Origin of the sequence: Nesterenkonia rhizosphaerae (genome assembly GCF_039544555.1) — a bacterium.
In the GTDB taxonomy this organism is placed as follows: Bacteria; Actinomycetota; Actinomycetes; order Actinomycetales; family Micrococcaceae; genus Nesterenkonia; species Nesterenkonia rhizosphaerae.
The window spans coordinates 550585-572181 of sequence record NZ_BAABLW010000007.1 but is presented as its reverse complement, the minus strand read 5'-3'; the positions used below and the strand labels follow the sequence as shown (position 1 = coordinate 572181).

General features: G+C 63.1%; 18 protein-coding genes. 6 read left to right on the top strand and 12 right to left on the bottom strand.

Annotated features, from left to right (window positions below):
* Positions 1-19: 19 nt before the first annotated feature.
* The gene (locus tag ABEA23_RS08295; RefSeq protein WP_345477586.1) at positions 20-1897 is read right to left on the bottom strand and encodes an ABC transporter ATP-binding protein; all 1878 of its coding nucleotides are present in this window, start codon (positions 1895-1897) and stop codon (positions 20-22) included.
* 91 nt (positions 1898-1988) lie between these two features.
* Between ABEA23_RS08295 and ABEA23_RS08290 the strand changes: the two genes are divergently transcribed.
* Positions 1989-2561 (top strand): TetR/AcrR family transcriptional regulator, encoded by a 573-nt coding sequence (locus ABEA23_RS08290; RefSeq protein WP_345477585.1) that lies wholly within the window; start codon positions 1989-1991, stop codon positions 2559-2561.
* A gap of 52 nt (positions 2562-2613) precedes the next feature.
* The gene (locus ABEA23_RS08285) at positions 2614-4218 is read left to right on the top strand and encodes an MFS transporter (RefSeq protein WP_345477584.1); all 1605 of its coding nucleotides are present in this window, start codon (positions 2614-2616) and stop codon (positions 4216-4218) included.
* Between the two features lie 5 nt (positions 4219-4223).
* Here ABEA23_RS08285 and ABEA23_RS08280 read toward each other — a convergent pair whose 3' ends face one another.
* Entirely contained in the window at positions 4224-7163 is a 2940-nt protein-coding gene (locus ABEA23_RS08280) for an ATP-binding protein (protein ID WP_345477583.1), read from the bottom strand.
* Positions 7164-7246: 83 nt separating this feature from the next.
* Here ABEA23_RS08280 and ABEA23_RS08275 point away from each other — a divergent pair, with 83 nt between their 5' ends.
* Both ABEA23_RS08275 and ABEA23_RS08270 read left to right on the top strand, forming a co-directional pair.
* Positions 7247-8251, top strand: coding sequence for an aldo/keto reductase family protein (locus ABEA23_RS08275; RefSeq protein WP_345477582.1), 1005 nt, complete (start codon positions 7247-7249; stop codon positions 8249-8251).
* Between the two features lie 37 nt (positions 8252-8288).
* Entirely contained in the window at positions 8289-9341 is a 1053-nt protein-coding gene (locus ABEA23_RS08270) for a hypothetical protein (RefSeq protein WP_345477581.1), read from the top strand.
* A 34-nt stretch (positions 9342-9375) separates the two neighbouring features.
* Here the strand turns inward: ABEA23_RS08270 and ABEA23_RS08265 are convergent, their stop codons facing one another.
* From ABEA23_RS08265 to ABEA23_RS08245, 5 genes are all read right to left on the bottom strand, one after another.
* Complete coding sequence (locus ABEA23_RS08265; protein WP_345477580.1) at positions 9376-10134, bottom strand: winged helix-turn-helix transcriptional regulator; 759 nt, start codon at positions 10132-10134, stop codon at positions 9376-9378.
* A 142-nt stretch (positions 10135-10276) separates the two neighbouring features.
* Entirely contained in the window at positions 10277-10789 is a 513-nt protein-coding gene (locus ABEA23_RS08260) for a DUF456 domain-containing protein (RefSeq protein ID WP_044493302.1), read from the bottom strand.
* Positions 10790-10816: 27 nt separating this feature from the next.
* Positions 10817-11416 carry an SdpI family protein gene (locus tag ABEA23_RS08255; RefSeq protein WP_345477579.1) on the bottom strand — a complete coding sequence of 200 codons (600 nt, stop codon included), beginning with the start codon at positions 11414-11416 and terminating at the stop codon, positions 10817-10819.
* A gap of 93 nt (positions 11417-11509) precedes the next feature.
* Entirely contained in the window at positions 11510-12619 is a 1110-nt protein-coding gene (locus ABEA23_RS08250; protein WP_345477578.1) for an enoyl-CoA hydratase/isomerase family protein, read from the bottom strand.
* Positions 12620-12691: 72 nt separating this feature from the next.
* Entirely contained in the window at positions 12692-13537 is an 846-nt protein-coding gene (locus tag ABEA23_RS08245; RefSeq protein ID WP_345477577.1) for an HpcH/HpaI aldolase/citrate lyase family protein, read from the bottom strand.
* A gap of 134 nt (positions 13538-13671) precedes the next feature.
* Here ABEA23_RS08245 and ABEA23_RS08240 point away from each other — a divergent pair, with 134 nt between their 5' ends.
* Positions 13672-14319: a hypothetical protein gene (locus ABEA23_RS08240; protein ID WP_345477576.1), complete on the top strand. Its 648-nt coding sequence runs from the start codon at positions 13672-13674 to the stop codon at positions 14317-14319.
* A 20-nt stretch (positions 14320-14339) separates the two neighbouring features.
* Here the strand turns inward: ABEA23_RS08240 and ABEA23_RS08235 are convergent, their stop codons facing one another.
* The 4 genes from ABEA23_RS08235 to hisC are packed head-to-tail and all read right to left on the bottom strand — an operon-like array spanning position 14340 to position 19086.
* Entirely contained in the window at positions 14340-15758 is a 1419-nt protein-coding gene (locus ABEA23_RS08235) for a dihydrolipoamide acetyltransferase family protein (RefSeq protein ID WP_345477575.1), read from the bottom strand.
* A gap of 1 nt (position 15759) precedes the next feature.
* Positions 15760-16791 (bottom strand): alpha-ketoacid dehydrogenase subunit beta, encoded by a 1032-nt coding sequence (locus ABEA23_RS08230; RefSeq protein ID WP_345477574.1) that lies wholly within the window; start codon positions 16789-16791, stop codon positions 15760-15762.
* Complete coding sequence (locus ABEA23_RS08225; RefSeq protein ID WP_345477573.1) at positions 16788-17897, bottom strand: thiamine pyrophosphate-dependent enzyme; 1110 nt, start codon at positions 17895-17897, stop codon at positions 16788-16790. Before ABEA23_RS08225 ends, ABEA23_RS08230 begins: the two co-directional genes overlap by 4 nt.
* 13 nt (positions 17898-17910) lie before the next feature.
* Positions 17911-19086, bottom strand: a complete 1176-nt coding sequence (hisC, locus tag ABEA23_RS08220) for a histidinol-phosphate transaminase (protein ID WP_345477572.1) — start codon at positions 19084-19086, stop codon at positions 17911-17913.
* A gap of 27 nt (positions 19087-19113) precedes the next feature.
* Here hisC and ABEA23_RS08215 point away from each other — a divergent pair, with 27 nt between their 5' ends.
* The gene (locus ABEA23_RS08215; protein ID WP_345477571.1) at positions 19114-19512 is read left to right on the top strand and encodes a phage holin family protein; all 399 of its coding nucleotides are present in this window, start codon (positions 19114-19116) and stop codon (positions 19510-19512) included.
* Between the two features lie 1525 nt (positions 19513-21037).
* On the opposite strand, the gene ABEA23_RS08210 is transcribed toward ABEA23_RS08215, so the two are convergent.
* Positions 21038-21526 carry a hypothetical protein gene (locus tag ABEA23_RS08210; RefSeq protein ID WP_345477570.1) on the bottom strand — a complete coding sequence of 163 codons (489 nt, stop codon included), beginning with the start codon at positions 21524-21526 and terminating at the stop codon, positions 21038-21040.
* Positions 21527-21597 lie beyond the last annotated feature (71 nt).

Genomic DNA, 21597 nt, shown 5'->3' with positions numbered 1-21597 from the left:
ACCAGACGCCCGCCCCTGCTCAGCGCGCCTGGGTTTCGATCCGCAGCGCCGCCACGAGCTCGCGGTACAGCCCTGACGACCCCATGAGGTCCACGTGGCTCCCGCGGTCCACAATCTGGCCACCATCCATCAGCAGGATCTCATCAGCGTCCAGGACTGTGGAGAGTCGGTGGGCGATGGTCACCACCGCCCCAACAGTGGCGACCTCTGCAATGGTCTGTTGAATAGCGGCTTCAGTGATCCCATCCACCTGCGCGGTGGCCTCATCCAGCAAAAGCACCTCAGGACGAGCCAGCAGCGCCCGGGCCAGCGCAATCCGCTGCCGTTGACCACCGGAGACATTCGTCTCGGTCAGCGGCGTGTCCAGCCCATCAGGCAGGGACTGAATCTTCTGCGCCAACTGAAGCCTCTCCAACACAGCCTCAATATCCTCCGCTGAAGCCTGCGGATTGGTGAACAGCAAGTTCTGCCGGATAGTTCCGGGCACCACCGGAGTTTCCTGCTCAACGTAGGCGAAGGCGCGACGAACCTGCGCGTGGGTCAGCTGTTCGTAGGGCATGCCGTGAAGTCGCAGCTGTCCGTTCGCAGGCTCCAAGAAGCGCAGCATCAGATTCAACACCGTGGTTTTGCCTGCCCCAGAGGAGCCGACGAGGGCCACGTGACCTCGGCGCGGAACCTGCAGGTCGATGCCGACGACGGCGGGCTCTGCTCCTTCGGCATAGCGAGCGGTGACATCGCGCAGTTCAACCACTGGCGTGCCTGAGGCTGCCTCATGCTGCGTCGCACCCACGGGCGTAGCACTCGGACCGCCGACGACGAGCCGCTCTTCGGCCCGTCGCAGACTGTCATCGGCCTGGCCGGTGACCGTGACCTCCAGGGCGGAATCCTCGGCCGGGAGCTTTTCAATCTGGGCGATACGCCCGGCAGCCGCCAGTCCCGACTGCAGGGTGGTGAGGTTCTGGGTGAGCTCCATCATGGGCCCCATCAGGCCCCAGACGTAGAGCAGGAAGGCCACCAGAGTCGGCACACCCATCTCCCCGAGGCTCACCCGGTATGCTCCGAAGCCCAGCACCACGATGATGGCCAGGTCCATGGCTCCCCCGCTGATGGTCCAGGCTGCCGCCTGGGTTCGCACTGATTTCATACTCTGCCGGCGAGACTCTGCAGCATGGATCATCACCGCGTCATAGCGCGCAGATTCAGCAGAGGACGACTTCACGGTCTTCACCGCCCGCACCGTACCCTCCACCTCAGTGCCGAGGCCGGCCAGTGCCGCCTGGGCCTTCTCTTCAGCTTTGGCGATGCGCGGCATGAGCACGGCAAAGCACACAAAAACAAGCGCTACTGCGCCCAAGGTGGCCAGCAGCAGGGGCAGATCCAGCCATGCCATGAGCAGAAGCGAGCCGATGAGGGTCACCGTGCCGTTGATCAGGCCGATGATGGAGCTGGAGGCGGCCTGGTTCAGCAGCACCGTATCGCTGGTGGTGCGCGTGACCAGTTCACCGGGGCTATGCCGAAGCAGATCAAAGACCCGGCTCCCCAGATAACGCAGCGTCATGCGTCGGCGCGCGTCATAGACGATGTCCTCGGCCAGCCGCCCCAGCAACACCCACTGGAACCACCCGACGGCGGCCCCGAGCACCAGCAGCCCCAACAGGATCAGTATCGGGTCGCGCAGTGAACCACCCACTGCCAGTGTCTCCAGCACCCATTCGGTGACCAGAGGACTGGCTAGAACCATCGCGGAGGTCAGCAGACCCAGCAGCAGCGCCACCAGAAGTGCTGACAGATAGGGGCGGGCGAAGGACCAGAGGATGCGGAGCCGCGCCGATGTGGGGGCTGAGTCAGTCTCAGCGCTTGTGGAGTCGAGAGCAGGCTCGGACTGTGAGTCATTCATAACCACTATTGAGACACATCTGTCCCAATAGTGTCAATAGGTGCACCACAATGGGGCTCTGCCTTTTCGTTCTGACCTATAGTCTTATGACATGCCGGAGAACACCCCCGCCGCCGAACGCACCCGTCGCGCCATTCTTGAGGCCGGCATCGAGGTGCTCAGCACTAATCCCAGCGCCCCGCTGTCCGAGATCGCTGCGCAGGCTGGTGTCTCGCGCAGTACCTTTCACCGGTATTTCTCCGATCGTGCAGCCCTCCGTGAGGCCGCCAAGACAGCTGCCGAGCAGGCATGGCGAGAGGTGGCCGACAGGGCTCGACTCGAGGAGGGCACCGGCTTCGAGGCCTACCGACGGCTCTGCACTGAGCTGCTGGGCGGGCTCTCCCTGCTCATCTGGTGGTGGGGTGTCAATGCGGACACTGAAGATCCGAAAGCTCCCGACGAAACCGAACTGCGCATCGGCGCGATGATCGCCCGCGGCCACGAGGACGGCACTATCGACCCACAGCTCAGCGTGGAATGGCTGGCCAGCTCCGTGTGGGCGATGCTCTACATGGTCCATCACCTCCCCCGCGAGTCTGGAGGAAAGATCAACGGATTCCAAGCCCGCCAGCAGGCGATCCGCTCCCTGTTAAAAGCCGCTGCCACAGACCCAGGCACCGTCTGAGCTGATCGGAGCTTTTCCGGAGCTTTCCCAGAACCCTCTCCTCCGAGAATCAGTGCATCGAAGCACCGACCTACTGGAGGAGGATCATGACTACCGCCCCCATGCCCATACAGCCGGAGTCGGCGACATGACCGGGACAGCCCAGTTCGATGCAACTCCCCGGGCAACCTGGAAACAGTGGGCTGGTCTGACCGTAATGGTCATCCCACTGTTCATGCTTGCCACTGACGTGACGGCGCTCTATCTGGCCATGCCAGCGATCACCGCAGACCTGCTCCCCGTGGGCTCACAGCAGCTGTGGATACTGCACATCGGGGAGTTCCTCAGCGCTGCCACGATGATTACCTTCGGACTACTGGCCACCCGCATCGGCCCCCGTCGGCTTCTTCTAGGGGCTGTAGCCGTTTACGCCCTTGCCTCGGCGGTGGCGGCCTATGCCGTCAATCCGGAGATGCTCATCGGCGGCCGGGCGCTGCTTGGCACAGCTGCTGCCGCATTTACTCCCGCGGGGATGATTCTGGTACGGCGAACCTTCCGGGATCCTCAGCAGTACAACGTTGCTTTCGCCGCCTACATGGCCGCATTCGCCGGAGGCATGGCAGCCGGCCCTCCCGTCGCCGGACTGATCCTGGAACACTTCTGGTGGGGCGCGGTCTTCCTGATCAATGTGCCGATCGCGGCGGTGCTGCTGATTGGAGGGCCATTTCTGTTGGAACACAATTATGCAGACCATACGGTGCGGATCGATCTGGTCTCCGTCGTACTGTCGATCGCGGCCATCGTGACCCTGGTCTATGGGCTCCAAGAGCTCTCTGCGTCCGGACTCTCCTGGCTGCCGATGCTCTCTTCCAGTCTGGGCGGGGGGCTGCTGGTGCTTTTTATCCGTCGGCAGTACACCTCTGCCCACCCGCTTCTGGATCTCAACCTCTTCCGTATCCGCACTGTGCGACTGATGCTGCTGATCCTCTGCGCTCTGATGTTCAGCATGACCGTGGTGGACATGCTCCTGCCCCAGTACCTGCAGCTCATCCGTGGCTTCAGTCCCTTGGAAACCGGGCTGGTGCTGTTGGCTCCTGCACTAGCCAGCACAGCAGGCACCATGCTCACACCGCTTCTGGCCGGAGCCAACAACAAGGGGCTAGCTCTGGCCGGCTCGATGGCGCTCACTGGACTTCTCGCCGCAGTCCTGGTTCTGTGGCTCCCAGAAGCGAACTTGCTCGGCCTGATCGTGGCGCTGACCCTGCTCGCTGCGGTCATCGCGCCCGTGGTCGCGTTGATCTCGCAGCTGCTGATCGGAGCAGCCCCAGAGGAGAAAACCGGATCAGCCACGGCTCTGCAGGATGTCGCCTCCAGCCTCAGCATGGCCTCCTCGCTTGCTTTCCTCGGTGCCGGCGCCCTGGCGCTCTACCGAAGGGTGCTCGCCAGCTGGGCTGATACGGACATTCCGGAGGAAGCTTTAGATTCGGCCTCGGAGAGCTTCGGCGCCTCCACCGCGGTGCTACCTCTACTTGAGTCCGCCGAGCAGCAGGTCCTGATGAACGCCGTAGAGACAGGACTCACCACCGCCATCCAATCCGGGTATGGTCTTTTCGCCCTGGTATCGCTGCTGCTGGCTGGATTGATGATGCCCTTAATGGCTCGTCGCAGGCCAGACTGACCTGCTCAGAGAGCGCTGAGCCGAAGCGGCGCGGGCAGCTCTCCTTCGCGGAAATACCTCACCAGGGCGCGCCTGGTGCTCGCTTTCTCTTCTGCGGAGAACCGTTCCAGCGCCTGCACAGCCTCGCGGTCCTCACCGCGCCGCTCTGCGAGCATGGCAGCCACAGCGTCGTTGAGCCTCATGCAGTAGACAAAGGCCACCCGTTTGGCCAGCTGCCGACTGTGCTCCAACTGCTCTTGCGCGGCGATGAGGTCACCAGCACGCAACCGCAGAACCGCCTGGATTGAATGCCAGAAGGCAGCCTCACCGTCGAGATCGAGCCTCGAGCTCAGTGATGTCACCTCATCCGCGAGCTGTTGGGCTTCTTCGTGGCGACCCTCGGTTTCGGCCCAAAGATGCTGCACGCCCAGAGCTTGAGTCAGACCGTAGTCATCACCGTGAGACCGGAGGATCTGTTCGGCGTCGAACCCACACGGCATCCCCTGAGGAGGCATATTCCAGAACTCCAGGAGGAACCAGTCCCGCTGGGTACTGGCGAAGGCAGCTGCCCGTGTCTCTCCCGCGGCCAGCAGGTACTGGATCGCTTCATCAGCCAGCTGCCGTCCCCGATCCCGGTGCTCTGCACTGCCGAACATTGCACTGGCGGCAAACCACTGGACCTGCATACGGGCCAGCTGCCCTTGCTGGTCAGGGCTGAACGCATCCAGTGCCGCCAGCAGCTGCTTCACCTTGGCCGCGCGAGGTGTGTCCTCCACGGTTCTGGCCAGCACGACCACCTGGGCATGAGCATTGAGCTCCTCCGAACTCTGCCCGGGATTGGGGCAGTCCGAAGCAGCCGCGAGTTCCTGGATTAATGAGCCGATGCGCCCGGTCATCCAACGGAACCAGAAAGTAGCAAGCACCAGAGCAACGGCGTTGGCCCCGTCCTGACGAAGCAGTGCTTCATCGACGGCGCGGCTTAGATGCGGACGGGCCTCATCCAGTCGCTGCATCCATTCCCGGGTGCGCGGGCCGAACAGGTAGCCCTGGGCGCAGTCGACCAGGTTGCGATGGTAGGCCAGATGCCGGCCAGCCACGATGTCCCTCTCCCCTGACGCGCTCAGCTTTTCCGCCGCGTAGGCGCCTACGGTCTCCAGCAGCCGATAGCTTGTTCTCCCGTCCACGTGCACCGTGGTGACTAGACTGCGATCCACCAGCCCGGCTAAGACGGGAAGCACCCGACGACGCGGCAGTTTCTGCGTATCCGAGCAGACTTGCTCAATGACCTCCAGCCGCCAGGTCACTGGATGCACTGCCAGGCGGCGCAGCAGCACCCGGTCCTCTTCTTGCAGCAGCGACCAGCTCCAGTCCAGCATGCCGCGCAGAGTCTGCTGCCGGCGGGGTGCGGCACGGTCTGGCCGGGCCAACAAGTCCAGCCGGTCGGTGATCCACTCCAGAAGCTCCGGCACCGAGAGCGTGCTGGTGCGCGCTGCGGCTAGCTCCAGCGCCAGCGGCAGCCCATCCAGCCTGCGGCACAGCTCAGCCGCGGCCTCCACGGTGTCCGAGTCCGCCTCAACCCCTCCGCTGACAGCCTGGGCCCGAGTCAGGAAGAACTCCACCGCTGGGCCAGTCCCGACATTGACCGGCAACTGCGGCACCAAGTATCGCTGCTCCTCAGCAAGGCTCATCGGCTCCCGACTGGTAGCAAGTATCCGCACTCCAGGGACTCTCCGCATCAGCCCGTCGGCGAAAGCCGCCACCTCGTCGATAATGTGCTCACAGTTGTCCAGCACCAGAAGCGCTTGGCGGTCCTCCAGGGCTGCAGCAATGCGGACGGAAAGATCCGAACTGTTCTGCCAGTCGGCGGTAAGACCGATCGCCGCCGCAGTCAGCCCCTCCACACGCCGAGTCGGTTCCCCACGCGTACCCGAACCATGCCGAGGGACCTCCGTAAGGTCCACGAACCATGTTCCAACCTTCTGCTCGGCAGCTAGGGACCCAGCGACCTGGACCGCCAGCCGGGTCTTTCCGATGCCGCCGATGCCCAGCAGGGTCACCAGCCGGTGCTTGGCCAGCAGGGCACGGACATCGCGCACCTCGTCGGCTCTGCCCAGAAACGGCGACGAATAGGAAGGCAGGCGGCCTTCGCAGGGCGGCTGCGCACCAGCGTCGCCCTGGACGGACTGGCGCCAGAGACCCTCAGACCGCCCTGGTGGATCGATCTGAGGGTCCTGTCGCAGAGTGCTCAGGTGTAGATCCTTCAGCTCAGGGCTGGGATCTACACCGAATTCGTCAGCCAAGTGGCTGCGCACGCGCTCATAAACAGCCAAGGCTTCCGGCAAGCGCCGCGTGAGGTAATTACCCATTAACAGGGGTTTCGCCAGCCCTTCCCTGGTGGGATGCTTCGCAAAGTACGGAGCAGCCAGAGCGAGTGCCTTCTCCGGGGCGCCTGCAGCAACCCACGCTTCAGCGCAGAGCTCCACAGCCTGGATTCTGGCTTCCTGGAGTCCCGCAACCTCCGCGGTGAGCCAGAGCTCATCGGTGAACTCTCCATATGGGCTCCCCCGCCACAGGTTCAGCGCAGATTCAAGCAACTCGGCCCGCTGCCGCCCGGCAGGCAGCGCCGAAGCGGTACTGAGCGCTAGTCGGAACTCGGTGGCGTCGCAGTTCTGCGCCGTCACCGCTAGCCGGTAGCCGCTGGGAGAGCGGACCAGCAGACTCCGTCCGCCCGAAGAGGCAGCGTCCAACAGGGATCGCAGCTGAGAGAGTTTGGCCTGCAGCACCCGCTGCGGATTGCTCGGCACGCCCACACCCCAGGCACTGTCGATCAAGGCGTCGACGGAAACTGTCGCACCTCCGGCGGCAGTCAGGGCCGCCAACAGGGCACGGACTTTCCGCTCGGGCACCTCTACGACAGCGGCGTCGTCGTCCCCGAGCTGAACAGGTCCAAGCACCTCTATTCTCACCGGGAAAAGTCTATGGCCCCGGTCACTGTGCAACGATAGGCTTAGGGCACTTGGCAGGGACTTCGAAACGAAAGTGAGCAAGCGTGGAATTTCGGCACCTCGGCAACAGCGGTCTCAAGATCTCAGAAATCACCTACGGCAACTGGCTGACCCACGGTGCGCAGGTCGAGCAGGATGTCGCCACCCAATGCGTCCATGCCGCGCTCGAGGCAGGTATCACCACCTTCGACACTGCTGATGTCTATGCCAACACCGTGGCGGAGCAGGTACTCGGCGACGCGCTGAAGGGCCAGCGCCGCGAGTCCCTGGAGATCTTCACCAAGGTCTACTTCCCCACTGGCCCCAAGGGACACAACGACACTGGGCTGAGCCGCAAGCACATCATGGAGTCCATCAACGGATCCCTGCAGCGTTTGGGCACCGATTATGTGGACCTCTACCAAGCTCACCGCTATGACTTCGAGACTCCGCTGGAAGAGACCATGCAGGCCTTCGCCGATGTTGTCCGGCAGGGCAAGGCGCTCTACATCGGCGTCTCCGAGTGGAACGCCGAACAGCTGCGCGCCGGTCACGCGCTGGCCAAGGAACTGGGCATTCAGCTGATTTCCAACCAGCCGCAGTACAACATGCTCTGGCGAGTCATCGAGCCCGAGGTCATCCCTGCCTCTGAGGAGCTGGGCATCAGCCAGATCGTGTGGTCCCCCATCGCTCAGGGCGTGCTCACCGGCAAATACCTGCCGGGCCAGCCCTGGCCAGAGGGCTCCCGTGCTGCAGATAAGGACGGCGGTGCGCAGTTCATTGAGAAGTACCTCACCGAGGAGATCCTGACTGCGGTACAGAAGCTGAAGCCCATTGCCGAGGACCATGGCCTCACCTTGGCCCAGCTGGCCATCGCCTGGGTGCTGCAGAACCCGAATGTTGCGTCCGCCCTGGTCGGGGCTTCACGTCCCGAGCAGATTGCTTCGAATGTTGCCGCAGCAGGTGTCGAACTGGATGGTTCCACCATGGAGGCCATTGATGCGGTGGTCGGTCATCTGGCCCAGGACGACCCCGCTCTGACCAAGTCTCCGCCGGCGCGACTGGCCTAGGCACTTTGCACTGCTGCCCTGACGTAAACTTGTCACCGTGGCTGCCCCTATCCAACGCACTGCCGCCTGCTGCGCGCTGATCAGCGCGCTGGTCCTAGGCGCCCCTGCTGCGGCTCTTGCTGCCCCGGAAGATGCTTCTTCCCCGGCCGCTCTGACTGCTGAGCCCTCGCCCACCGCCGACGAGGAAGAAGGCGAGGACACTCAGGAGCCGACTGAGCCGACACCGGATCCAGGTCCGGCGGATGAGCCGACCACATCGCCGCTTCCTGAGGGCGACGAGGACGACGACGCCACTGAGCCACCGGAAGAGCCGTCTCCTGAACCGGCGCCCCTGAACATCCAATGCTCCAACTCCAGCGTGCCTCCCGGCGCTTCGGTCTCCGTCTTCATCAGTGCGCCCCCGGGAACCTCCTTGGCATTGGGCTCTACTAGTTCGCAGCTGGGTGGCAGTATCAGCCTCAGCGGCAATGAAGTGACCTACACCGCGCCGTCGAGCTATGTGGGCACCGGACAGGACTTCTTCACTGTTGAAGGCACCGACTCGCAGGGCCAGCGAGCAACGTGCCAGATTCTCTTCACCGTCTACGGAGAGACACCGAGCCCTACTCCCCCCGCATCTCCTGACCCGGATCAGGGTGCCACCAGCCCGCCGCAGTCCCCCGAACTGACTCCTACACCAGGTACCACTCCGCCTGCTACCGAGCAGCCTGCCACCGAACAGCCCGGAACCGCGGCTCCGGCAGAGCCGCCGATTGTCGATGGCCAGCCCACCGCTGTACCGCCGAGTGTGCCGGGCGCCCCGTCACCTAGCCAAGGGCCAGAGAGGCCCAGCATTCTCCTCCCTGTTCCAGGTATCCCGATGCTGCCCTGGCTGCCGGGAGCTGGCGTTGAGCCCACAGCTTCTGCCACACCTGGAGAGACGCCAGAGAGCGAGCTCCCAGAGTCTGATACTGACTCTGAAGATGAGGGTGATGATCTGGCACTGACAGGTATGGACGCTCACGCGGCAGCCGCGTTAACGATTGTGGCGCTGCTGATCATCGGGCTCGGTGTCGGTTCGCTGACCCTCTCCCGGCGTCTGCACGGATGAGCCGACGCCGATTCGGCAGGTGCGTCAGACCCTTTTAGCCTGCTGATCCGGTGGGATCCTCCTGGACCACAGCAGGCCGAAGCACATACCCGGCGCCGCGGACGGTATGAATCATGCGCGGCATATCGGCCTCGATCTTCTTGCGCACATAGCTGATGTAGAGCTCGACGATATTGGCCTGACCCGCGAAGTCGTACTCCCAGACTTGCTGGAGAATCTCCGCCTTGGGCAGGACTGTGCGTGCATGCCGCATCAAGAGTCGAAGTAGCCGGAATTCAGTATCCGAGAGATCGATATCCCGGCCTGCCCGGGTCACCGTGCGGGTCGTGGTATCCAGTTCGAGGTCCCCTACCACCAGACGTTCTCCCTCGCGCCGCTCCGGGAGCCTCCCACTGAGCAGATGCAGCCGACGCAGGGCTTCAGCTACGCCCACCGTGCCGGTCATATGGTCATCAGCGCTGGTACACAGTTGCAGGACCTCGGCATCCTCGGCCTCCGCATCGACCCAGAACAGCGCAACCAAGTCCGGTCGCGCACTCCGGATTCCGGATAGAGCCTCCTGCAGGTCACTGACGCGACGTGAGGTTCGGCCATCAGCCACCAGGAGGTTCACTCCCTCCTCCTCCGCTATGCCTAATCCGGCAGATCCACTGGGGGCGCTGAGGACTTTGACGTCCAGGGCACGCAGCCTCCGGGTCAGTTCATTGGAAGCCGGCGAAGGTCCTGCCAGGATCAGCACGGGTGAGGAGATGCGCAGCAGCGGCTGCGCTGCCGATGCTTCGGCACTCTCCATACGTCCTCCCGGGGGTCTGGCCGGCCTGATGGGCACCTGCACGACTGCAGCAGGGTCCTTGATCCCCCACCCGCAAAAGCCTGTCAACAGATCATATACAGCTCAGGCCCAGTCAGCCCCGCCGGAGAGGAAAATGCGGATCTCAGAACAGGAAATGTATCACCGCGGCCAAGACAAAAACGGATACCGCAGTCCCCGCCAGAGCAAACTCCACGAGGATGCCCAGTCCCATAGCGCGCAGTGCCTTAAGGCTCGCAGCGCCTGCGGCTCGGAAGTCATAGTCCCGGCGTACCGCCTCAGCGCCAAAGAGCCCTGCAGCAAATCCGATAAAGAGCCCCAAGGGTGGCAGCAGGATCATCCCGACCAATGCGACCACTACCGCGATGAGGATAGGGCCGCGCGGTATCCCTTCGCGATGCAGAGCACGACCTGTCAGCACCGTTGAAGCGCTCCAACCGCAGATCGCCAGCACCACACCGATCACTGCAGCAGTCCATACCAAGGGGCCTCCCACCAGCACACCCCAGGTCAGCAGCCCCAGGATGATGATCAGGCTTCCTGGCAGTACCGGAAGGATCACGCCGACGACGCCGAGCACCAGCGCCAGGCCTATGAGCGCTGTGGCGAGTCCTTCAGCCGCGGCTGATTCCAGCATGTTTCGTCCTTCTCCTGGGAAGTTGCATCAACGCAGGCGGTACATCCGGAAGATGCCCCCCACCAAAGAACCGATCATGATGACCATAGCCGCAGACATGAGTGGAAGCAGGATGTTCATACCTTGGAAGTCCAGAAGCATCGCCAGTAGAACCAGCGCCATCGACACCTGTATCCAGATCATCATCTGCACTGCGTTCTGGTACTGGCGCTGCACATTATGCTCATTGAGCTCAAAGGGGAAGTTGTAGATCCGAGGGTAGCGCGTCAGCACAGCGATGCCGTAGAGCGAACCAGCCAGCAGGATTAGCGGTATCAGCGCCTCCAGCGGCGAACCATAGCGAGTGGGCTGACCATCGATCCCATAATGCAGGGGCACTTCTTCGGCAAGTGAACCGCTGATGAGCCGCAGTATGAACCACACAATAAGAACAGTGGGGGCGATGACCGACCCCCAGAACAGCACCCGGTGGAACGGATCGAGCGTGAAGTGTGGACGCGGACGGTTATTAAAGTGCGTATAGATGAGTGTGCCATCATCCCCGCGCAGAGGTTTACCGGTGCGCACCGATTCCTGATAACTGGTGACAAATTCGGGCTCGCTCTGCGCGCTATGTGTTTCCCCCATCAGCACCCCTCTATGCTCAGCATGACTCCCCGTAGGCCTCCATACTTTCAGGATGACTACGGCCTCCGCCGAGTGTGACGGGCACGCACGGGCTCACTCCAGACTTAAGAGTTTGCCCGGCACCGGGGTGAAGTAGTGGGCAACGAGGTCCTCATCCACAGTCTCGGGTTGTCCGGGGCTCCACCGCGGGGTGCGGTCCTTGTCGATCACTTGTGCCCGGATTCCCTCCCGGAAGTCATGGGATCGCAAGGCGTGTATCGCAATGGTGTACTCCTGGGCCAGGGCTCCAGAGAGGCTGAGCTGAGCACCCCGGCGGATGGCCTCCAGCGCTACCTTCAGCATCGTCGGACTCTTAGCGCGTAAAGCTGCCGCGGCCTGCTGGGCACCTGGGTAGCTGGAACTGTGCTCTTCCAGCTCCTCGAGAATCTCCTCAACGGTCCCTGCGGAATAGGCGGCATCGATCCATTCGGCATCCTGTTCCACTGCAGAGTCTCCAGGATGCGTGGCATAGCGCGGGAGTATCTGATCCACGGGGTGCTCAGTGAGCTGCTGGGTCAGTTCCTCTAGAGCTTCGGCAGGCACAAAGGTATCCGCGAGGCCGGTGAAGATGGCATCGGCGGCAGTGAGGTGAATACCGGTAAGCCCGAGGTGAAGTCCTGTGTTGCCGGGGGAACGCGGCAGCAAGTACGTACCGCCCACGTCCGGGGAGAACCCGATGGTGGTCTCCGGCATGCCAACCCGGCTGCGCTCAGTGACCACCCGGTGACTGCCGTGGGCGGAGACTCCCACGCCGCCGCCGAGCACCACACCATCCATCAGCGCGATGTAGGGCTTGGGGTATTCAGCGATGGTCAGGTTCATCCGGTACTCCACTGCGAAGAACTCTTCAGCCGGCATCGCCGCAGCGTAGCTCGGGGTGGATTCGGGCAGCAGCCCCCCGCCGTCCCGCGGCTGGTGCTCCAGCATGTCCCGGTAGACGCTGGAGATATCTCCGCCTGAGCAAAGACCACGGTCTCCGGCACCGCGGATGAGCACCTGAGCGACAGTCGGGTCCTCGGCCCAGTCCTGCAGCTGGATGAGGATGGACTCGCACATCAGCTGGGTCAGCGCGTTGAGCGCTTTGGGCCGATTGAGCGTGATCATCCCCAGGTGGCCGCGGACTTCAAAAGCGACGTCGCCCGTATAGGTCTCTCTGCCCAACACCAACCTCCTGATCGCATCACCAGTGATGTGACTGAGGTTACATGCTGCAGCTGGAGCCTTCCACCAGGGGGTTTAAGCGTTCCAGAGACCGTAGGAATCAGCGAGGCTGGCGATCTTCTGCGCACGCGCCAGTCGCGGCAGGTAGGAACCGTCGCCAATGGAGGCGCCCTTTTCGTGGGCTTCGATCAGCTCGCGTGCCCAGTTCAGCTCATCTTCGGAGGGGCTGAGGCCTTTATTGACCAGTTCCACCTGGGCGCGGTTGAGCGAGAGCTTCCCTGTCATGCCCATGGATGCGGTCACCTGGCAGGCTTCGGCGATGGCGGCCTCATCGGCGTTGGCTTCGGCGGGCCCATCGATAGCCCCCGGCAATCCGCCCACGCGAGAGGCGATGACCAGGCGTGAACGCGCGTAGGCCAGAGCCATCGGATCGGTGGAGACACCGGTGTCTTTACGGAAATCGTTGGTGCCGAACGCGAGCCGGAATGTGCCCGGTGCTGAGGCGATCTGCGTGGCGTTCTCCACGCCCAGTGCTGATTCCACCAGGGCAATCACCGGGGTGCCGGCGCGCAGCCGCATAGCGGTGTAGGTGACCTGATCCGGGCGCTCGGTCTCAGCGAGCATGACACCGCGCAGCCCCTCGGCCTCGGCCAGTGCTGCGACGTCGTCCTCCCAGTGCCGGGACGTGGTGGGGCTGATCCGCACCCAGGCGGTCATTCCACCGTTGAGAGCCCGCAGCACTGAGGCACGGGCAGCGTCCTTCTTCTCATCCGGTACCGAGGCCTCAAGATCGAAGATGACCGAGTCCGCCTCGCTGGCTAGACCCGGCGCGTAATCTTCCTCTTTGGCTGCGTTGATCAGCAGCCAGGAGCGGGAGAGTTTGGCGGGCAGAGCAGCGGCTCGACGGTTCCGGATTGGCATGGTCTCAGCCTACCCGAGAGCCGGCTTCAGCCTGGCCCGTTTGCCGGATAATGACGGTCGATCTCGGTCTTCTGCAATGGCCGTCACAGTGCTGCCGAACAGACTCATCGCGCGCTTTCCTTTATCCTGATTCAATGATCTCCACGATGACGCGCGGCAGGCTTGTGGCCGCCGGAATCAGTCTTGCTCTGGTCGCCACAGCATGTGGCTCCCCTACACCTCAGGACGCAGATCCGGATCAGAACCAGGGGGCGGAGACCCAGCAAGGCGCGGAGAACCCTTTGCGGCAGCCGGAGTTCGAATCCGATGACCTGATCAGGATGCCGGTGGCCCTGGTTGCCTCGGCCCCGCCGGAGGACGGAACTGCGGTATCTGATGCAGAAATCGCGCGCACTGAACCCTTCGGCTGCGGCAATGTGCTCTCCATTGTGGAGACGGTTCCGCTGCGCACCGAGGATCCGGCCGTTTCCGCCCTGGAGTACCTACTCTCTCTGCAGACCAGCACCCACGTTCGGGCCGGCTATTCCAATCCGCTGGCTGGGTCGGCTGAGCTCAGCGTGGAGTCAGTGGAACTGCATGGCGGGCAGGTCACGGTTGCCCTCGGCGGGGTGCCGGTCTCCCCCGGCTACTGCGAGTCCTGGCAGATTCTGAAGCAGATTGAAACCACAGCCCGCGCCGCCACCGGCGCCGCCTCGGCCGAGGTCCTGGTCGGTGACGTGCCACTGGCCCAGACCTGGGGGCTGGAAGACAGCGCCCCGCTGACCATCACTGAGATCAACTAGAGACTCCATGAACTAAAGGCTCAGTCGATGAGCAGTCCTGGTTGCTCCATCACTGCAGCCACATCAGCAATGAAGGCACCGGCCAGGTCGCCGTCGATGAGCCGGTGATCAAAGGACCCACCGATCACCATGACATCGCGTGGGACGATCTGACCATCCACAACCCAGGGTTTCTTGCGCACTGCGCCAAGTGCCACGATAGAGGCCTGCCCCGGAGGAAGAATCGGGGTCCCTGAGTCCAGTCCTAGAGTGCCAATATTGGTGATGGAGATGGTTCCGCCCTGCATCTCTGCCGGAGTGGTCTTGCCTTCACGAGCATCAACGGTCAGCTGGGTAATCGCTGCAGCCAGCCCCTGAGTGTTGTAAGTGTGGGCTTCGTGAATCACCGGGACCACCAGTCCGCGCGGCGTCGCTGCAGCGATGCCGAGGTTCACATAGTTGCGCAGCGTGTAATGGGTGTCATGCCAGGTGGCATTGATCTGCGGGTTCTTCCGCGCCGCCCAGATAATGGCCTTGGCTGCGAAGAGCATCGGGGAAACGCTGAGACCCTTATAGGAGGGCTCGTTCTTCAGCGCCTGCCGCAGCTCCATGGTGCGGGTGACATCCACTTCTTTGAACACTGAGACGTGCGGCACGGTGGAAGCCGATGCGGTCACGTTCAGTGCTGTGGCTTTGCGCACTCCGCGCACCTGGATCTTGTCCTCGCGGGGGCCGTCGTAGAGCAGGCCCACATCGGAGGGAAGACGACGCCCCTGCGGTACCGGCGCACCGGCGGCAGGTGTTTTGCCGGATTCGCGCTGAGCCTTCTTCTGGCGGGCCTGACGTTCGACGTCGTCACGGGTGATCTGGCCGTTGCGCCCGGATCCCACCAGCTCCCAGACCGCAACGCCAAGCCGCTTAGCCAGTGCGCGCACCGGCGGGCTGGCTTTGGCCACGATGTCTGCGATATCTCCGGTATTAAAGCCCTGCTGAGGAGCCGGCACGTCGTCGTCGAACTCGGACGCATCGATCAGATCCGGAACGGTGGCACGGACTCGGGGGCGGGCTTTGGCTACGTCAGCCTTCGGGCCTGAGCCCACCAACGCCTGATTCTCCCCGGCTGAGTCACGGCTCTGCGCCTGGGGGGCGGGGCTCGTCGACTCAGCCTCCGAAGGGGCGGAATCCACAGGGGAAGAAGCCGGTGAAGCACCGTCGTGCTCTGCACCTGTGCTGATCCGAATCAGCGGCTGCCCCACCTCAATGGTGTCGCCTTCGGCGGCCACCAGCTCCTGGACTTCTCCGGCGAATGGCACCGGAAGCTCCACCAGGGATTTAGCCGTTTCAATCTCACAGATCACGTCATTGATGGCGACGGTGTCACCCACCTGGACCTTCCAGGAGACGATTTCGGCCTCGGTCAGGCCTTCGCCGACATCGGGCAGGTTGAAGGTCTGCGTCATTTCAGCGAGTCCTTCCATAGGCGAAGCTGCGTTCAATGGCTTCGAGCATACGGTCAATATCGGGTAGATACCGGTCTTCCTGCCCTGAAGGCGGATACGGCATGTAGAAGCCGCCTACCCGCAGCACCGGGGCAGCTAGGCGATGGTAGGCGCGTTCGGTGACCCGTGCAGCGATCTCCGCGCCGAATCCGCCGAAGGTGGGCGCTTCATGGGCGACGACGAGTCGGCGGGTCTTGGCGGCGGAACGAGCGATGGTCTCATCGTCGAGAGGACTGATAGAGCGCACGTCGATGACCTCTACGCTGCGCCCCTCACGCTGGGCCACTTCCGCGGTGGCCAGGGCTACTGGGACCAGCGGACCGTAGGTGGCGATGGTGATGTCGCTGCCTTCACGCAGCACCTGAGCGCGGAAGGCGTCCGGCGCCGGATTGGCGGTATCCACTTCACCCTTGAGCCAGTAGCGGCGCTTGGGCTCCATGATGATGACCGGGTCCTCGCTGACAATCGCCTGACGGGTCATCCAATACGCATCATGGGCATTGGAGGGCGTGATCACACGCAGCCCGGCGGTGTGGGCGAAGAGCGCCTCCGGGGATTCGGAGTGGTGCTCAATGGAGCCGATATGCCCGCCATAGGGCAGTCGAATGGTGACCGGGACGGTCAGGGCGCCGTCGGTGCGGTTGTGGATTTTCGCCAGCTGAGTAGTGATCTGGTTGAACGCTGGGAAAACAAAGCCGTCGAACTGGATCTCCGCCACTGGCCGGTAGCCGCGCATGGCCATTCCGATGCTGGTGCCGATGATGCCGGATTCAGCCAGCGGAGAGTCGATGACCCGATGCTCACCGAACTGGGCCTGCAGCCCGTCAGTGACCCGGAAGACGCCGCCGAGTTTGCCGATGTCTTCGCCGATCAGCAGGGTCTTCTCATCAGCTGCCAGCTCATCGCGAAGGGCTGCGGTGATGGCCTTTGCCAGTGGCATGGTCTGCACGGCGGACTCGGTGCCGGTGTCCTGTTCACGCGTCGCGCGGCTCATTTATCTCCCCCAGCTTCTGCGAAGCCTGCCTCGTAGTCCTTCAGCCAAGCCTTTTCCATCTCGACCTGACGGTGCGGTTCGGCGTAGACAGTGTCGAAGACGCGCTCGATGTCGATGGATTCCATGGCCAGCACGGCTCGGCGCAGTTCGGTGGCCAGCTCTTCGGCTTCTTCCTGCACCTGGGTGAAGTAGGCCTGGTCTGCACGGTCACCGGATTCCAGCCAGCTGCGGAACCTGGTGATCGGGTCCTTGGCCGTCCATGCCTGGACCTCGTCGTCGCTGCGGTACTTGGTCGGGTCATCGGCGGTGGTGTGGGCGCCAATCCGGTAGGTCACCGATTCGATGAGCTTCGGCCCTGATCCGCTGCGGATCTGCTGGGCCATTTCCGCTGCCACGGCGTAGCTGGCCAGCACATCGTTGCCGTCCACCCGCACGCCTTCGAACCCATAGCCGTCTGCCCGGTGCACCAGTGGGTGCCTGGACTGAGTGGCCGTGGGGACCGAGATAGCCCAGTGGTTGTTCTGGATGAAGTAGAGCAGGGGCAGCTCGTAGGAGCTGGCGAAGACCATGGATTCGTGCACATCGCCCTGACTGGAGGCGCCATCTCCCAGACAGGCCAGCACGATCTCATCGGCGGCCTTGTCCCGTGCCCGCAGGCCGAGTCGCTCATCCTGTTTCACCGCCATGGCCCAACCGGCAGCGTGGAGAGTCTGCGCGGCGAGCACAATGCTGTAGCCGTGGAAGTTGTAGGCGTGGGGGTCCCAGCCGGCGTGTTTGGTGGCGCGGAAAGTGGCCATCAGCTCTTCTGCACTGATGCCGCGGTAGAGCGCCATGGCATGCTCGCGGTAGGTGGGAAACACCCGATCAGTGGGCTTCAGCGCTGCGATAGTTCCTACCTGCGCGGCTTCTTGGCCGAGTGCGGGTACCCAGAGGGCAAGCTGGCCTTGACGCTGCAGGGAGGTGGCCTCCTGATCGAAGCGGCGTTCCAACGCCATATGGCGATAGAGGTCGCGCAGACCGGCGTCATCAAGCGCTTCGAGGAACGGGCTGTAGCGCTCGTCCTCGCGCAGCGTGCCATCAGGGGAGAGCAGCTGGACAGGTTCCATGGGCCTCATTGTGTCAGTCGGCTGCACCGGTGCCGCTGTAGGTTCTGCACAACGCGATAAATCGGTCATTGGCTTCTGGCTCACCGATGGTGACCCGCACTCCTTCACCGGCGAAGGCCCGCACGGCCAGCGCCTGGGCCCCCGCAGCAGCGGCGAAGTCCGCAGCCGCCTCGCCAAGCGGCAGCCAGACAAAGTTGCCTTGGGTCTCTGGTATCTGCCATCCGGCATCTGCCAGTGCGGTGGTCACTCTTTGTCGCTCCTCCACAATCTGCTGCACGCGCTCATGAACCTGCTCGAGGTTTTGAAGCGAGGCGATGGCGGCAGTTTCAGCCAGCGCGTTGACCCCGAAGGGCACTGCCGTCTTACGCAGATGCTGGGTGATCGATTGCCCGGCAATCGAATAGCCCACGCGAAGCGCTGCCAGACCGTGCGCCTTGGAGAACGTCCGCAGGACCACCACATTGGGATAGCGGCGGTAGAGGTCCAGCGCATCCACCGGGTCGGAGCTGCGCACGAACTCCTGGTAGGCCTCATCAATGACAACGACGACGTTGCCGGGCACCTGCTGCAGGAATTCCTCAGTTTCGGTGTGGCTCAGCGCCGGCCCGGTGGGGTTGTTCGGAGTGCACAGCAGGATGACTTTGGTGCGTTCAGTGATCGCAGCCAGCATCGCGGGCAGATCGTGTCGACCATCTTCAGTGACGGCGACAGTGACGTCTTTCGCCCCGGCCGTGCGCACCACGATCGGATAAGCCTCGAAGGAGCGCCACGCATAGATGACTTCGTCCTGGTGCCCGCTCGGATCGGTGCCTGCGAAGGTATTGATGATCTGAGTCAGTGCACCCAGGCTGCCAGTGCCGGTCACGATGTCCTCGAAAGGGACTTGAAGGTGTTCGGCAAGGACTGCGCGCAGGTTCTCAGCTCCCGGGTTGGGGTAGCGGTGCAGAGCCTGGCCAGTTGCAATTGCCTCGGCAGCTGCGGGCACTGGACCCAGCGGGTTCTCATTGGATGAGAGTTTGAACGGAGTCAGTCCCTCCGCCGGGACCGGCGGTTTGCCGGCGGCGTATGCGGGCAGGGCTGCCACTGAAGGTCGGGGCAGAATGCCCGATACTGGGTTGCTGCCTGATGTCTGGGTGCTGCCGTGTGTCGGGCCGCTACTGGGCGTCTGGGTGCTGCCGTTCTGGGTCATGGTGTGCTGCTACCCCCTCATGAGAAGATGATGCTTGTGAGAATCTTACTGGCCATCATTCTCAACGCTCTTGCGCTGGGGGCAGCATCCTGGCTTGTCCCGGGGATCAGCGGCAGCGGAGCAGGTGACAGCACCGGGGACATCATCTTGTCTTATCTGTTCTTCGGCGCGATCTTCGGTTTGGTGAATGTGACCATCAAACCGATCGTGTCGCTATTGTCCCTGCCGATCACCTGCCTGACCCTGGGCTTGTTCGCCATCGTCATCAACGCGCTGATGCTGCTGCTGACCGGCTGGTTGACCAGCGTTCTGCCATGGTCCTCCTTCGAGGTGGACGGGTTCTGGGCCGCTGTCCTGGGCGGAATCGTGGTGGCCATTGTCTCGGCCCTGCTGAACAGGTTCCTGGTACGACCCAGTACCCGGTGAGGGCACAGTACCCGGTGAGGGAGTTGACGGGTCCAGTGCCTGTTCCAGACTCTCCTGCAGGTGACGTTCTAGACCGTCACGAATCTCTGTAAACGCTGAACGGTCCTGACCCGGAACCGCTGCCCATTGTGTGGAGTAGACCTCAGCGTGTGCTGATCCGTGCAGATACTGGCGCAATTCCTGCACAAGCTCCTGTTCCTGCTGGCTGAGTGTCTCGCGTTCGACCTCTGGCTGCTCCAGGCGATGGACCGCCTCAACGTTGAGGTCCCAGTTGTGGCCGCTGCCGGCAACGGTGCCGGTGATGTCCTGGTTGGTGTGGTTGGTCTGAACCGTCATCCGGTTGGCGGCTCCCTGATGCACCTGCCCCAGAATATGCGGGACGGGGTCGTGGGCGTTTTGCAGGTGGATGATCGGGAATTCGGCAGGCATGGGCGTATTGCGCCCGGGCGAGCCCACGGTGAGAACACCCTTGATGGAGTACTTGCCGCTCAGGCTGTCTTTTGAGCTGAGGTTCATTGCATGAAGGCCTCCTAGACTGAATCCGGTCAGCAGCAGCGGAGTTCCCTCCGGCACTCCGGAGTGTTCGAGGGCGTCTTCAACCAGTGGAGCGAGGTGCTCGGAGTTGTTCCCTAAGGCATCTGCCACGCCTAAGGTGCTGCGGCCGCCGTCGTCGGCATGGATGTCGAAACCAGGCAGATGCACCAGGGCAACCTCCTGCCCTTCAGCCTGAAGGCGGCTGACGGCGATATCGCCGTGCTCGCTGACCTGCTCCATCTGTTCCATATAACTGCCCAGAGACCCGTCTGCCATGTAGTCAAAACGGCGGGCGGGATCCGGTGTGAGATTCAGTTCCACACTGGACATGGCGTAGCTGACTAGTTCTGCCTCTGAGCTGATCAGCTGCGCTACCCCGGCCATTGCTGCTGCCGCCGGGAAACGCCTCTTAATCACGTCAACGGCACCGCCGGCGCCAAGGGTTCCTAGCGTCACCGACCAGTCGTAGGCGTAGGTTTTGTCCCCATCGGGGTGCAGGAGATTTGCCAGGACGACTTCGTGGTCAGCCGCCAGAGTGAGCGCGTGAAGCCACCTCAGGACAGTGTCCTCGGTATTGCGGTAGGCCTGGTGGGCGGCGTGAGCACCCGCTGAGAGCCCGTTGACCAGGTACCCGGTGGCAAATCCGGCGCCGATCAGTGCCACCAACCGTCCATGCAGGGCCGGAATCTTCCCGGATAACGGCAAGAGCGCTACACCGTTCTGGGTCAGCACTGATTGGGCGTTGCACGCCATCTGATGCTGAGCCTCCAGTGCTGCTCGGGCGCTGTCCAAGTGATCGGCTGACTCCATGAGGCTGGCCCAGCGCAGGTTGATATCGGTGGGTCCTCCGGCGGTGGTCACCCGGAACGGTGGTGGCAGCACGGGTGCACGCAGAATCTCTGAGATCGGAAGCAGCGGCTGGGAGGGCCCGGATGTCACAGCACCGGGAAGGCTGGTCAGGGTCATCATGCTCCTAGTTAGCGGGTGAAGGTCATATCCGCGCGGCGGCCTCGCGAAGCACCCAGGGAATGCCTCCGCTGTCTCTGAGGAATTCGGCCATCTCGTGGGCGGAGTTCAAAGCGCCAGCAGCCCGATGCCAGAACCAGTCCAGGTGGTCGGCGGCAAGAATGCCTGCGAAGGTTGCGCGCAACTCCGGGTTGGCCAGCATGTGAACGATCTGCTGCACCTGCCGCGCTAACTCAGCGAGATCTCTCAATTCAGCGGCAACAGCACGACACTGCTCGGCTATTGCTGAGGACTCAGCGCCGAGGTGTTCACCTGGCAAATGCAGTGCTTCAGCTGCAGTCCGGAAAGCACGGCCCGCTGGAGACTCCCACTCAACGCCAAGGGCCCGGCCCAGGTGCTGTTGGAAGGGCAGTTTCTGGCCAGCAGCACCTTCCAGGGTGACTGCGGCCGTGTCATAGGCCTCCGCGGCCTGAGCAAGCTGCCATGGCGCAGTAGCCAGCTGTGTACTGAACATCCGGAGCCTCCAATCTCGCGTCACCTGGAGGCTATAAATCGCCACGACACCAGCGCCGCAGCGCTGTGCGC